The organism is Streptomyces sp. NPDC042336 (assembly GCF_055581985.1).
Window position 1 is genome coordinate 64,239 of sequence record NZ_JBVJEA010000010.1, and the last position, 13,732, is coordinate 77,970.

Sequence of the window (13,732 nt, forward strand, 5' to 3'; positions counted from 1 at the left end):
CGCTTTTCTGTGGGCGGCTGCTAGCCGATCCCCCGCCACCCCTGCGGGTCCACTCCTCCCGGCACAGCAGAACCCTCCTCGTACGGCTGACGCGTGAAGACGAACGACCCGAGGTCCAGATGACTCACGCTGCCGTCCGGACGCCTCACCGCACGCAGCGACTCACCCGCGTAGTACCCCTCCAGTCCCGTCCAGCTGCCGTCACCGTTCGCCCGAAAACGCGAGCGGCGCCCCTGCCCCGACAACGGTCCCAGTGAGATCCCTCCCTCGGGCGTCAGGCGCAGCGCGAAGGCGTGCGTCCCCCAGTACCACTGCCCTGCCAACTCCAGTACGGAGGAGTCGACCTCTCGCAGTGGCCGCCACGGTTCGGGGATCCGGGGTTCCGCCTCGGCGACGATGCGTACGAGGTCGGCCCCGACCCCGGCCAGCAGCGGTCCCGAGGTGCAGTTGGTCAGGACGACCGCGGCCACGTCGTCCTCCACACCGATGGTGAGGTTGGCCAGGAAACCCGGCAGGGAGCCGGAGTGCCCCACGAGCAGCCTTCCGCGCTGGCTTTGGATCTGCAGGCCGAGCCCATAGGCCGCGCCGTCCACGACGTCCGCGGCCTCGGCCGGTGCGGCGGGCGCCCGCATCTCCCGCACGGTCTCCACTCCGAGCACCTTGTCGTCCCCCTGCGTCAGAAAGACGGCGAACCGCGCCAGGTCCCCGGTGGTCGACCAGAGCTGGCCGGCCGGGGCCATCCGCCCGAGGTCCTCGGCGGGCTCTGCCAGCATCACGTCGGCCCATGGATGCACCGCCCAGCCACCGGCATGCGGGGCGCTCGGCCGAGTGGCCGTACGCTCCAGCCCCAGCGGGTCCAGCACCTCCCGCTGCAGCACCTCTTCCCACGGAGCGCCCCGCAGCTTCTCGACCAGCGCGCCAAGCAGGGTGTAGCCCGGGTTGGAGTAGTGGTGGCGGCGGCCCACCGGGTGCAGGAGCGGCCGATCGCCCAGCACATCGGCCAGCTCGGGGCGCAGCGAACCCGGTGTCCTCTCCCACCAGGGCGCCGGCGACTCCGCGGCCAGCCCGCCCGAGTGCGCGAGCAGCTCGGCGATCGTGGCCTCGCCCGCCCCGGTGCCCGGCAGATGCTTCTCCAGTGGGTCCCCGAGATCGAGCAGGCCCTCGTCGCGCAGCCGGAGGACCAGGACGGCGGTGAAGGTCTTGGTGATCGAACCGATCCGGTACTGCACGTTCTCGTCCGGACCGTGCCCGTCGACCGAGGTCCGCGCACCGTGCCACACGGTCCGCCCACCCCTGACCACCGCCGCGACGAGCGACGGCGTACGCCCTTCGGCCTGGGCCACAGCGATCCGGTGCGTCAGCGCCCGACGGGTGGCGGGAAGCAACTCTTCCTGAGGTGTCGTCATGTGCTCAGTCCATCGGCCGGCGCCCCTCCCGTCGAGCCGATTTCGCCGTGGCACCGTCTCCGGTCAGGGGGAACAAGCCCACCTGACCGACTGTCAGGTCTGAGCCATGTCCACGAAGCGTGAGTAGTGGCCCTGGAAGGCGACCGTGATGGTCGCCGTCGGACCGTTACGGTGCTTGGCCACGATCAGGTCAGCCTCGCCCGCGCGCGGCGACTCCTTCTCGTAGGCGTCCTCACGGTGCAGCAGGATGACCATGTCCGCGTCCTGCTCGATCGAACCGGACTCACGCAGGTCGGAGACCATGGGCTTCTTGTCGGTCCGCTGCTCCGGACCACGGTTCAGCTGGGAGAGCGCGATGACCGGGATCTCCAGCTCCTTCGCCAGGAGCTTGAGGTTACGGGACATGTCCGAGACCTCCTGCTGCCGGCTCTCGGCACGCTTGGAACCGCCGGACTGCATCAGCTGGAGGTAGTCGATGACGACCAGCTTGAGGTCGTTGCGCTGTTTGAGGCGGCGGCACTTGGCGCGGATCTCCATCATCGACAGGTTCGGGGAGTCGTCGATGTAGAGGGGCGCGGCCGACACGTCGGGCATCCGGCGCGCCAGCCGGGTCCAGTCGTCGTCCGTCATCGTGCCCGACCGCATGTGGTGCAGCGCGACGCGGGCCTCAGCGGACAGCAGTCGCATCGCGATCTCGTTGCGTCCCATTTCGAGCGAGAAGATGACGCTCGGCAGGTTGTTCTTGATCGAGGCGGCCCGCGCGAAGTCCAGCGCGAGGGTCGACTTGCCCATCGCGGGACGTGCGGCGATGACGATCATCTGTCCAGGGTGCAGGCCGTTGGTCAGCGAGTCGAAGTCCGTGAAGCCCGTCGGCACACCGGTCATCTCGCCGCTGCGCGACCCGATGGCCTCGATCTCGTCGAGCGCGCCCTCCATGATGTCGCCGAGCGGCAGGTAGTCCTCACTGGTGCGCTGCTCGGTGACCGCGTAGATCTCGGCCTGGGCGCGGTTGACGATCTCGTCGACGTCGTCGTCGGCCGCGTATCCCATCTGGGTGATCCGGGTGCCGGCCTCCACCAGGCGGCGCAGGACGGCCCGCTCGTGCACGATTTCCGCGTAGTACGCGGCGTTCGCGGCCGTCGGCACGGTCTGGACGAGGGTGTGCAGATACGAGGCGCCGCCGACCTTGTTGATCTCACCGCGCTTGGTCAGTTCGGCGGCGATGGTGATGGGGTCGGCCGGCTCGCCCTTGGCATAGACGTCGAGGATGGCCTGATAGACCGTCTCGTGGGCCGGTTTGTAGAAGTCGTGGCCCTTGAGGATCTCGACGACGTCGGCGATGGCGTCCTTGGACAGGAGCATCCCGCCGAGGACGGACTGCTCGGCGTCCAGGTCCTGCGGCGGCACCCGCTCGAACGCGGCGCCCCCGCCGTCCCATCCGTTGTCCGGGCCGCGCTCGTGCTGCTCGTCCCGACTGCGGCCCCCGTCGCCGCGTCGGCGGGAAGCAGGCAGACGATCACTGGGGCCGCTGTCGGCCCACGGGTCGTCCAAGGGCTCGGAAATGCTCACCGAGCCACCTCCTCCCGTCCGCCGAGCGGACCTCGCCGTGCCCTTCATTTCTACGGCACGGCACTGACAAATAAGACGCCCAACTCCGGTTCTGGCGCGTCGGTTTTGTGATGGTTCACCGGCCGACGGACGGAGCGGGCGCCGGATAACCGTAGGCCCGCGGGCACCGTCAGCCAATCTGGTTATCCACAGGCCATGTGGACGACTGGCCAGATGCTGTGGAGAACTCCGCCAAACCTGTGCACGACCCGGTGGACAGCCCTGTGAACAAGCCTGCCCCCTGATTCGGAAAGCGCTTCTGAACTGCACCTTTACCGTCCACCGCCTGTGCAGAAGAAAAACTTTCCCGGTCGGATCAAGATCACTTCGAACCGTACCCAGAAGTACACGGCGCGAGAGCAATCGTAAGGGTTGCCATGGCTTTGCATCTCTTACCTGTGGACGATTAGATTGGTGCTCATGACACAGGCCCCCGCGCGTACCCGGACCGACCGGCGCCGACACGACCGAGAGATCGTCGCGCTGGCCGTCCCGGCCTTCGGCGCGCTCGTCGCCGAGCCCCTTTTCGTCATGGCCGACAGTGCCATCGTCGGCCATCTCGGAACCGCTCAGCTCGCCGGGCTCGGCATCGCCTCGGCCCTGCTCACCACAGCCGTCAGCGTTTTCGTCTTCCTCGCCTACGCCACCACCGCGGCCGTCTCCCGGCGCGTCGGCGCGGGTGATCTGCAAGCAGCGATCCGCCAGGGGATGGACGGCATCTGGCTCGCACTGCTGCTCGGCGCCGCCGTCATAGCGGTCGTTCTGCCCACCGCGCCCTCTCTCGTGGAACTCTTCGGCGCCTCCGAGACCGCGGCCCCCTACGCCACCACCTATCTGCGGATCTCCGCCCTCGGCATCCCCGCCATGCTCGTGGTGCTCGCCTCGACCGGCGTACTGAGGGGACTGCAGAACACCCGGACCCCCCTCTACGTGGCCGTGGCCGGCTTCATTGCCAACGCCGTCCTCAACGTCGTGCTCGTCTACGGCGCGGGACTCGGCATCGCGGGCTCCGCCTGGGGCACCGTCATCGCTCAGTGCGGCATGGCCGCGGTCTATCTGTGGGTGGTCATCCGCGGAGCCCGACGACACGGCGCCTCCCTGCGCCCGGACCTGGGCGGGATCAGGGCTTCGGCCCAGGCCGGGATGCCGCTGCTCGTGCGCACGCTCTCCTTGCGGGCGATTCTCATGATCGCCACGGCCGTGGCGGCCCGGCTCGGCGACGCCGACATCGCCGCGCATCAGATCGTCCTGTCCCTGTGGAGCCTGCTCGCCTTCGCTCTCGACGCCATCGCCATCGCCGGGCAGGCCATCATCGGGCGTTATCTGGGTGCGGGCGACGCCCAGGGGGCACGCGATGCCTGCCGCAGGATGGTGGAGTGGGGCGTCGCTGTCGGAGTCGTACTGGGCCTGCTCGTGGTGCTGTCCCGTCCGGTGTTCCTGCCCCTGTTCACCGGCGACTCCATGGTCAAGGACGCCGCGCTGCCCGCCCTGGTGATCGTGGCCGTCGCACAGCCGATCTGCGGCGTGGTCTACGTCCTGGACGGTGTCCTCATGGGTGCGGGTGACGGCCCCTACCTTGCCTGGGCCATGCTGCTGACCTTGGTGGTCTTCACTCCCGTGGCGCTCCTCGTCCCGACGCTCGGCGGTGGGCTCACCGCCCTGTGGGCATCCATGACGCTGATGATGACGATGCGACTGGTGACGCTCTGGCCGCGTACCCGATCGGGCCGCTGGATCGTCACGGGCGCGACGCGCTGACCGTTTCACGTGAAACGGTGAAGGTGAACGGTGACGTACGACGTTCCACGGGAAACACGGCTGCGCAGACGGTAACGAAGAGGGGCCGCATCTCCCGTCGGGAGATGCGGCCCCTCTCATCGTCTCAGCGAGAGCAGTGCTCAGGCAGCGACGACCTCGATGCTGACCTTGGCGTCAACCTCGGGGTGCAGACGCACGGACGTCTCGTGGGCGCCCAGGGTCTTGATCGGCGAGCCCAGCTCGATGCGGCGCTTGTCGACCTCGGGACCACCGGCGGCCTTGATCGCCGAAGCGACGTCGGCCGGGGTGACGGAACCGAAGAGACGACCGGCGTCGCCGGAGCGGACGGCCAGACGGACCTTCACACCCTCGAGCTGGGCCTTCACCTGGTTGGCCTGCTCGATGGTCTGGATCTCGTGGATCTTGCGAGCACGACGGATCTGCTCGACGTCCTTCTCGCCACCCTTGGTCCAGCGGATCGCGAACTTCCGCGGGATCAGGTAGTTGCGAGCGTAACCGTCCTTGACGTCGACGACGTCGCCCGCGGCACCGAGGCCGGTGACCTCGTGGGTGAGGATGATCTTCATGTTTCGGTCACCCTTCCCTTATCGCGCGGTGGAGGTGTAGGGCAGCAGCGCCATCTCACGGCTGTTCTTCACAGCCGTGGCGACGTCACGCTGGTGCTGGGTGCAGTTGCCGGTCACGCGGCGGGCACGGATCTTGCCGCGGTCGGAAATGAACTTCCGCAGCATGTTCGTGTCCTTGTAGTCCACGTACGTGACCTTGTCCTTGCAGAACGCGCAGACCTTCTTCTTCGGCTTGCGCACAGGCGGCTTAGCCATGATGTTTCTCCTGTGTGATCAAGAAGTGTGGGTAGAGCCCGCCTAGAAGGGGGGCTCGTCCGAGTAGCCGCCACCGCCGCCGGAGCCGCCGCCCCAGCCGCCGCCACCCTGGCCGCCACCGCCCTGCTGGCCACCGGCGGGAGCACCGCCGGTCGCCCAGGGGTCGTCGGCCGGAGCACCGCCGCCCTGCTGGCCGCCACCGGGGCCGCCGCCCCAGCCGCCGCCACCCTGGCCGCCACCGCCGCCGTAACCGCCCTGGCCTCCGCGGCCCTGGCCCGAGGTCTTGGTGACCTTGGCCGTGGCGTTGCGCAGGCTGGCACCGACCTCGTCGACGTCCAGCTCGTAGACCGTGCGCTTGACGCCCTCACGGTCCTCGTAGGACCGCTGCTTCAGCCGGCCCTGCACGATGACGCGCATGCCTCGCTGGAGCGACTCGGCGACGTTCTCCGCCGCCTGGCGCCAGACCGAGCAGGTGAGGAAGAGGCTTTCGCCGTCCTTCCACTCGTTCGTCTGGCGGTCGAAGGTGCGGGGGGTCGACGCGACGCGGAACTTCGCGACGGCCGCACCGGACGGGGTGAAGCGCAGCTCGGGGTCGTCGACAAGATTGCCGACGACCGTGATGACGGTCTCGCCTGCCATGGGGAACCTCTCGGCGGGTTTGCTGCTCTGGCTGCTTGGTTGCTGCTACTCGAATCCCGGTATCAGCTGAGCGGGAGTGCTCAGTGGGTCTCGGGACGGAGGACCTTGGTCCGGAGGACCGACTCGTTCAGGTTCATCTGGCGGTCGAGCTCCTTGACGACCGCAGGCTCGGCCTGCAGGTCGATGACCGAGTAGATGCCCTCGGGCTTCTTCTTGATCTCGTACGAGAGACGACGACGGCCCCAGGTGTCGACCTTCTCGACCTTTCCGCCGCCGTCACGGACGACAGAGAGGAAGTTCTCGATCAGCGGGGAGACAGAGCGCTCCTCGAGATCGGGGTCGAGGATGACCATCACCTCGTAGTGACGCATGTGGAACCCACCTCCTTTGGACTCAGCGGCCACGGTCGTTCCGTGGCAGGAGGGTTGCGATGCGTTCGCACCGGCATCAATGAGTAAACCAGGACCCACTGACAATCGGGCCTCCTCCGAGGAGGTGGCCCGGTCATGGCCGGCAACAGACACCGGTGCGGAAGGTACAGCGTACCCGGCCGCGCCCTTGCGGTTGAAATCCGGCCCCGAGGGGACACAATCGGTACTCAGGGATGTGAGGGCTAAAACACACTGCCTTCGGCAGGAGGTTCTCCATGGCACAGATCATGCGACCCGCCAGGCCCCGGACCGGCCTGCTGGCCACCGACGGCAAACGACACCCCCTCCAGGACTCGCTTCTGGCCGTGACCGCGGTGCTGGGAGTGCTGGCCCTCGCCACGGCGAGCTTCCGCGGGCTGCACGTCCTGACCTCCTGGGCGGGGCTCATCGGTGTCCTGACCGGCGGATACGGCCAGTACGTGTCCGAGACGACACGGGAGCGCTTCGGCCTGGTACTGGGACTCGGCGCCTCCGCACTCGGCCTGTTCTTCGGGATCTACCACGGTGGCCTCGTCGGCTGATCCGCGCCGCCGGCCGCCCGCCGGAGAAGCCCTTCCAGCCGTACGCCGGACGGGGCGCTCACAGGGCGCAGTAGGCTTCGCGCGAGAGCCGGAGCCCCTGTACCCATGGGGACACACCAGCCCGAGGAGCGCCCCGAATGAGCCTGACCCTGAGGACCATCAGTCGCGAGCAGCATCTGGCCTACATCCAGAGTCTGCCGGCGGCGAGTCACATGCAGGTCCCGGCATGGGCGGACGTCAAGGCGGAATGGCGCTCGGAGAACCTCGGCTGGTTCGACGACCGGACCGGCGAGCTGGTCGGTGTGGGGCTCGTCCTCTACCGGCAGCTGCCCAAGATCAAGCGTTACCTCGCCTACCTGCCCGAGGGTCCGGTCATCAACTGGTTCGCGCCGAACCTCCAGGACTGGATGGAGCCGATGCTGGCGCACCTCAAGCAGCAGGGCGCCTTCTCCGTGAAGATGGGCCCGCCCGTGATCATCCGGCGCTGGGACGCGACGTCCATCAAGAAGGGCATCCAGGACCCCGACGTCAAGCGCCTGCGGGACATAGAGGCGGACCACATCGAACCGCGCGCCTTCGAGGTGGCCGACAAGCTGCGCCGCATGGGCTGGCAGCAGGGCGAGGACGGCGGCGCCGGCTTCGGTGACGTCCAGCCCCGCTACGTCTTCCAGGTCCCGCTCGCCAACCGCTCCTTGGAAGAGGTCCACAAGAACTTCAACCAGCTGTGGCGCCGCAACATCAAGAAGGCTGAGAAGGCCGGTGTCGAGGTCGTCCAGGGCGGCTACCACGACCTCGAGGAGTGGCAGCGCCTGTACGAGATCACGGCCGTGCGCGACCACTTCCGGCCGCGCCCGCTCTCGTACTTCCAGCGCATGTGGGCGGCGCTCAACAACGAGGACCCCAACCGCATGCGGCTGTACTTCGCCCGGCACAACGGGGTGAACCTGTCGGCGGCCACCATGCTGGTCGTCGGCGGGCACGTCTGGTACTCCTACGGCGCCTCCGACAACATCGGCCGCGAGGTCCGGCCGTCGAACGCCATGCAGTGGGCCATGCTCCGCGACTCCTACGCCCTGGGCGCCACCGTCTACGACCTGCGCGGCATCTCCGACTCGCTGGACGAGAGCGACCACCTCTTCGGTCTGATCCAGTTCAAGGTGGGTACGGGCGGTCAGGCGGCCGAGTACCTCGGCGAGTGGGACTTCCCGCTGAACAAGCTGCTCCACAAGGCGCTCGACATCTACATGTCGCGCCGCTGACCGCACAGCCCCTCCCCGATCCGCACCTCTGACAGCCACGAGAAAGGTTCCAGGTCCGGCCATGGCGCTCACGCTCTACGTCGACACCGCGCGCTGGCGGGCGCACCACAAGCACGTGCAGGAGCAGTTCCCCGGGCTGGTCCCGGTCTGCAAGGGCAACGGCTACGGATTCGGCCACGAGCGGCTGGCGGAGGAGGCCACGCGGCTGGGCTCGGACGTGCTGGCCGTCGGCACCACCTACGAGGCCGCCCGTATCAAGGACTTCTTCGGTGGTGACCTGCTGGTCCTGACGCCGTACCGGCGCGGTGAGGAACCCGTACCGCTGCCCGACCGGGTCGTGCGCTCGGTGTCCTCGATCGACGGCGTGTACGGCCTGGTGGGCGCGCGCGTGGTCATCGAGGTGATGTCCTCGATGAAGCGGCACGGCATCAGCGAGCAGGACCTGCCGCAACTGCACGCCGCCATAGAGAACGTCCGGCTGGAGGGCTTCGCCATCCACCTGCCGCTGGACCGCACCGACGGCTCGGACGCCGTCGAGGAGGTCATCGGCTGGATGGACCGGCTGCGCGCGGCCCGGCTGCCGCTGCACACCATGTTCGTCAGCCACCTCAAGGCCGACGAACTGGCCCGGCTCCAGCAGCAGTTCCCGCAGACCCGCTTCCGCGCCCGGATCGGCACCCGGCTGTGGCTGGGGGACCACGAGGCCACCGAGTACCGCGGCGCGGTCCTGGACGTCACGCGCGTCGCCAAGGGCGAGCGTTTCGGCTACCGGCAGCAGAAGGCCGCCTCGGACGGCTTCCTGGTGGTCGTGGCGGGCGGTACGTCGCACGGGGTGGGACTGGAGGCTCCGAAGGCGCTGCACGGCGTCATGCCGCGCGCCAAGGGTGTCGCCCGGGCCGGTCTCGCCACGGTCAACCGGAATCTCTCGCCGTTCGTCTGGAGCGGCAAGCAGCGCTGGTTCGCGGAGCCGCCGCACATGCAGGTGTCGATCCTGTTCGTTCCCTCGGACGCGTCGGAGCCCAAGGTGGGTGACGAGCTGGTGGCCCATCTGCGGCACACCACCACGCAGTTCGACCGCATCCTCGATCGCTAGCGAGCGGTCCATACCCGCGACAAGGCCGTACACGACGTCTTCCTGACCCTCGTGTACGGCCCTTTCACTCGTTGGCTCAGATCGAACCGTTCGGCTGCCGGCTCTTGCCCCAGTGCACCGGTGGCCCTTCGAAGTGGGCCGCGGGCTGCTCGGTCCGGGCCGCGGGGCCCAGGACGAAGACGTCCTCCGCGCCGTCCAGCACACCGCCCGACGGATCGTCGTCGCCCGTGCGTCGGACCGGGTCCCGGTCCGGCATCAGGATGTCGCGCACCACCATGGCGCAGAGGAACAGCGTTCCCAGCAGGTGCAGGCCGATGGCCCAGTGGTAGCCGTCCGTCGGCAGGCCCTTGTGGGCGTCGCCGCTGGTCGTGTACGCGAGGTACATCCAGATGCCGAGGAAGTAGGCCACCTCGCAGGCCTGCCAGATCAGGAAGTCCCGCCACTTCGGCCGGGCCAGCGCGGCCAGCGGCACCAGCCAGAGCACGTACTGCGGCGAGTAGACCTTGTTGGTGAGAATGAACGCCGCGACGATCAGGAAGGCCAGCTGGGCGAAGCGCGGGCGCCGGGGTGCGGTCAGTGTGAGCGCCGCGACGGCGCCGCAGCACAGCAGCATGAGCAGCGTGGCGAGGGTGTTGACGGTCTCGGTGCTGAGCGGGTTGTCGGAGTTCTGCCCCAGGATCAGCCAGAAGGACCCGAAGTCCACGCCGCGTTCCTGACTGAACGTGTAGAACTTCGACCAACCGTCGAAGGCGAAGAGCATCACCGGCAGGTTCACCACGAGCCAGGCGCCGGCCGCCCCTCCCAGCGCTGCCCCGAACGCCCGCCATTTGCCCGCACGCCAGCACAGGACGAGCAGGGGGCCGAGGATCAGGAAGGGGTAGAGCTTGGCGGCCGTGGCCAGGCCCAGCAGCACGCCGAAGGCCAGCGGACGCTCCCGGGACCACATGAGGACGGCGGCGGCCGTCAGGGCGACCGCCAGCAGATCCCAGTTGACGGTGGCGGTCAGCGCGAAGGCGGGGGCCAGAGCGACCAGCAGACCGTCCCAAGGGCGTCGGGTGTGCGTCCGGGTCACGCAGACGGCGATCACGGCCGCACAGACCATGAGCATCCCGGCGTTGACCATCCAGTACCACTGCTCCTGGTCCTGGATGGTGCCGCTGCCCGGCGTGAGCCAGGACGCGACCTCCATGAACAGGCCGGTCAGGACGGGATACTCCAGGTACTCCATGTCGCCGGGGAGCTTGTCGAAGTACGGCACGAGTCCGTCGACGAACCCGCGGCCCTGGTAGAGGTGCGGGATGTCCGAGTAGCACGCGTGCGTGTACTGGGAGCTGGCTCCGAAGAACCACGCGCCGTTGTAGCAGGGTGCCTTCTGGACCAGTCCTAGGGCGAACATGCCGATCGACACGAGCGCGATCACCCGCACGGGGGTCCACCAGGACGTGCCGAGCAGGGCGCGTCGGCCCAGCGGGCCGCCGATCAGCTCGCTGCCGGCCGCAGCGACCGTGTCCTCCCTGGTCGGCCGTACCGGGTCCGGCTCGTGCACGCTCGCTGGCGTCGATTCTGCACTGGGCATGGGGCACATCCTGCCGTACGTACCTGGGAACACGCCGGGGCCGCCGCACCCTCGTGGATGCGGCGGCCCCTGTTTCACGTGAAACGTGCGGGCGTTTCACGTGAAACGCCCATTCGCAGCGACTCCGGCCTGGCTAGCCGTTCGGGCCCAAGATGGTGTTGCCCCGGCTGTTTCCGTTGTTGCCGCCGTCTCCCTCCGTCTCGGTGGCCGACGGTGATGGCGATCCGCTGCCCTCCGAGCCACCTGGGCCGCTGCCGCCGTTGTTGTTGCCGGCGTTGTTCCCGTCGTCGCAGTTCCAGTCCCAGACACCGCAGGTCTCGGTCACGGAGGGGGAAGGACTGGGCCCGGTGTCGCTGGGCGACGGCGACGGTGACGGGCTGGTCTCCTTGGTCTTGGAAGCGGAGGGCGAGGGGGAGGGCGTGGGAGTCGGCGGCGGGGTGTCGTTGATGACCTCGCCGATGGGCTCCGGCTTCGGGAACTTCTCCACCTTCATGTTCTTGACCGCATCGGACATGTAGTCCTGCCAGATCGTGGACGGGAAGGAGGCACCGTGGATCTTCTTCTCGCCACCGGTTCCGAACATCTCCAGGAACGTGCGGTTCTTGATGGTCTCGTCGTCCGGGTAGCGGTACATGCTGATCGCGGTCGACAGCTGCGGGGTGTAGCCGACGAACCAGGCGGACTTGTTGCCGTCGGTGGTACCGGTCTTGCCGGCCACCTCACGACCGGGGAGCCTGGCGTTCTTACCCGTTCCCTTCTCGACGACTGTCTTCAGGACGTCCGTGACGTTGTCGGCGACCTTCGCGGTGAATGCCTGCTTCTCCTCGACCTTGTGCGTGAAGATCGTGCCGTCCTTGTTCGTCACCTTCGTGACGGAGTACGGCTCGCGCTGCTTACCGCTGTCGGCGAAGGTGGCGTACGCGCCGGCCATGCGGATGGCGCTCGGGTCCGAGACACCGATGGAGAAGGACGGATAGCCGGAGCCGGCCAGGCTGTCCTCCAGGAGCCCGGCGTCGACGGCGGACTCCTTCACCTTGTCCAGGCCGACGTCCATGCCGAGCTGCACGAAGGCGGAGTTCACCGACTCCCGCATGGCCTCACGGAGGTCGATCTTGTAGTCCGGCGGGCTACCGACGTTGTCCTGACCGTCGTTCTCCTGCCGCCACTGCTCGCCCTTCTCGTTCTCCCAGATCGACCCGTCGTAGTTATTGATCTTGAGGTCGTTCTTGCCGCTGTAGAGGCTCTTCGGAGAGACGACCGTGCGCTCGTCCTGCGCCTGGACCTCACCGAGGTCCGGGTCGCGCACACCCCACTTCATCGCGGCCGCGAGCACGAACGGCTTGAAGGTCGAACCGACCTGGGCACCGGTCACGTCGGCGTTGTTGGTGAAGTGCTTGGTGGCGTCCTCGCCCCCGTAGATGGCCTTGATCGCCCCGGTCTGGGTGTCGATGGACGCACCGCCGAACTGGACGTGGGTGTCCGTCTTGGGGCGCTTCTTGGGGTCGATCTTCTCCTTGTAGACCTTCTGGACCGCCTTCTCGAGCTCGTCGACCTTCTTCTTCTCGAAGGTCGTGTAGATCGAGTAGCCGCCCTTCTCCAGCTGCTGCTCCGTGACCTTGCCGCTCTTGAGCACGGAAGACTTCGCGAGCCTGACGAGGTAGCCGATCTGGCCGCCCAGCTTCGCGTTCGACTGCGGGTTCTGGGTGGCGGGGAGCTCGGTGTACTTGGCCCGTTCCGTCTGACTCAGATGCCCGTATTCCACCATCTTGTCGAGGGTGTCCTGCATCTGGGAGTGGGCCCGCTTCCTGTTGGCCTCGGGCGTGGCTCCCACCGGATCGATCGAGACCGATCCCGCCGGGTCGTAGTAGGTGGCGCCCTTGAGCACCGCCGACAGGAAGGCACACTGTCCCGGGTTGAGGTCGACGGCGTCGACGTTGAAGTACGCCCGTGCGGCGGCCTGGATGCCGTAGGCGCCGCGGCCGTAGTAGGCGGAGTTCAGGTAGCCCTCGAGGATCTTGTCCTTCGGCTCCTCGGCGCCGACCTTGATCGATACGAAGATCTCCTTGACCTTGCGGGAGATCGTCTGCGACTGGTCGTTGAGCATCGCGTTCTTCACGTACTGCTGGGTGATGGTGGAGCCACCCTGCGTCTCGCCGCCCTTGGCCATGTTGAACACGGCACGGGCGATGCCCTTGGGGTCGACGCCGCTGTCGGAGTAGAACGTCTTGTTCTCCTGCGAGATCACGGCGTTGCGCATCGCCTTGGGGATCTGCGAGAGATTGACGTTCTGACGGTTGCGGTCACCGCCCGTGGCCACCATCTGGGTGTTGTCGGCCCAGTAGTAGACGTTGTTCTGCGCCGTGGCGGAATCGTCGACGACTGGCACGCTCACCATGGCGTACGCGAGACCGGCGGCACCGACCAAGCAGCCGAAGAACGCGATGCACAGCCCGGAGACGAGCCTCCAGGACGGCACCCAGCGGTGCCACCCGTCCTTGTCGTGGCGCGGGTAGTCGATCATCCGCTTCTTGCCGGGCGCCGCGGCTCGTCCTCGTCCAGGCCCTGCCGAGCCGCCGGGTGCCCCTCGCCGGCCACGGCC

Annotated in this window: 12 protein-coding genes; 4 read left to right on the plus strand and 8 right to left on the minus strand. The window is 67.9% G+C overall.

What is annotated here, in order from left to right; translation table 11 throughout:
• Nucleotides 1-20: 20 nt before the first annotated feature.
• Together ACZ6IM_RS22055 and dnaB are read right to left on the minus strand one after the other, a co-directional pair.
• The gene (locus tag ACZ6IM_RS22055; RefSeq protein ID WP_469558379.1) at nucleotides 21-1,406 is read right to left on the minus strand and encodes a serine hydrolase domain-containing protein; all 1,386 of its coding nucleotides are present in this window, start codon (nucleotides 1,404-1,406) and stop codon (nucleotides 21-23) included.
• A gap of 93 nt (nucleotides 1,407-1,499) precedes the next feature.
• The gene (dnaB, locus tag ACZ6IM_RS22060; RefSeq protein ID WP_052836806.1) at nucleotides 1,500-2,975 is read right to left on the minus strand and encodes a replicative DNA helicase; all 1,476 of its coding nucleotides are present in this window, start codon (nucleotides 2,973-2,975) and stop codon (nucleotides 1,500-1,502) included.
• 459 nt (nucleotides 2,976-3,434) lie between these two features.
• Between dnaB and ACZ6IM_RS22065 the strand changes: the two genes are divergently transcribed.
• Complete coding sequence (locus ACZ6IM_RS22065) at nucleotides 3,435-4,772, plus strand: MATE family efflux transporter (RefSeq protein ID WP_052836927.1); 1,338 nt, start codon at nucleotides 3,435-3,437, stop codon at nucleotides 4,770-4,772.
• Nucleotides 4,773-4,912: 140 nt separating this feature from the next.
• On the opposite strand, the gene rplI is transcribed toward ACZ6IM_RS22065, so the two are convergent.
• The 4 genes from rplI to rpsF all read right to left on the minus strand — a co-directional run bounded on the left by rplI (nucleotide 4,913) and on the right by rpsF (nucleotide 6,624).
• Nucleotides 4,913-5,359 (minus strand): 50S ribosomal protein L9, encoded by a 447-nt coding sequence (gene rplI, locus ACZ6IM_RS22070; RefSeq protein ID WP_052836805.1) that lies wholly within the window; start codon nucleotides 5,357-5,359, stop codon nucleotides 4,913-4,915.
• 18 nt (nucleotides 5,360-5,377) lie between these two features.
• A complete protein-coding gene (gene rpsR / locus ACZ6IM_RS22075; RefSeq protein ID WP_003949403.1) occupies nucleotides 5,378-5,614 on the minus strand; it encodes a 30S ribosomal protein S18 in 237 nt (78 codons plus the stop codon).
• 42 nt (nucleotides 5,615-5,656) lie between these two features.
• A complete protein-coding gene (locus ACZ6IM_RS22080; RefSeq protein WP_052836804.1) occupies nucleotides 5,657-6,253 on the minus strand; it encodes a single-stranded DNA-binding protein in 597 nt (198 codons plus the stop codon).
• Nucleotides 6,254-6,333: 80 nt separating this feature from the next.
• Nucleotides 6,334-6,624 (minus strand): 30S ribosomal protein S6, encoded by a 291-nt coding sequence (gene rpsF / locus ACZ6IM_RS22085; protein ID WP_019324683.1) that lies wholly within the window; start codon nucleotides 6,622-6,624, stop codon nucleotides 6,334-6,336.
• Between the two features lie 275 nt (nucleotides 6,625-6,899).
• Here rpsF and ACZ6IM_RS22090 point away from each other — a divergent pair, with 275 nt between their 5' ends.
• From ACZ6IM_RS22090 to ACZ6IM_RS22100, 3 genes are all read left to right on the plus strand, one after another.
• Nucleotides 6,900-7,205: a hypothetical protein gene (locus ACZ6IM_RS22090; protein ID WP_052836803.1), complete on the plus strand. Its 306-nt coding sequence runs from the start codon at nucleotides 6,900-6,902 to the stop codon at nucleotides 7,203-7,205.
• Between the two features lie 137 nt (nucleotides 7,206-7,342).
• Nucleotides 7,343-8,464, plus strand: a complete 1,122-nt coding sequence (gene femX, locus ACZ6IM_RS22095; protein WP_003975027.1) for a peptidoglycan bridge formation glycyltransferase FemX — start codon at nucleotides 7,343-7,345, stop codon at nucleotides 8,462-8,464.
• Between the two features lie 61 nt (nucleotides 8,465-8,525).
• Nucleotides 8,526-9,557: an alanine racemase gene (locus ACZ6IM_RS22100; RefSeq protein ID WP_052836802.1), complete on the plus strand. Its 1,032-nt coding sequence runs from the start codon at nucleotides 8,526-8,528 to the stop codon at nucleotides 9,555-9,557.
• 76 nt (nucleotides 9,558-9,633) lie between these two features.
• Here ACZ6IM_RS22100 and ACZ6IM_RS22105 read toward each other — a convergent pair whose 3' ends face one another.
• A complete protein-coding gene (locus ACZ6IM_RS22105; RefSeq protein WP_052836801.1) occupies nucleotides 9,634-11,142 on the minus strand; it encodes a glycosyltransferase 87 family protein in 1,509 nt (502 codons plus the stop codon).
• Between the two features lie 124 nt (nucleotides 11,143-11,266).
• Nucleotides 11,267-13,654, minus strand: a complete 2,388-nt coding sequence (locus ACZ6IM_RS22110; RefSeq protein WP_052836800.1) for a transglycosylase domain-containing protein — start codon at nucleotides 13,652-13,654, stop codon at nucleotides 11,267-11,269.
• Nucleotides 13,655-13,732: the final 78 nt, after the last annotated feature.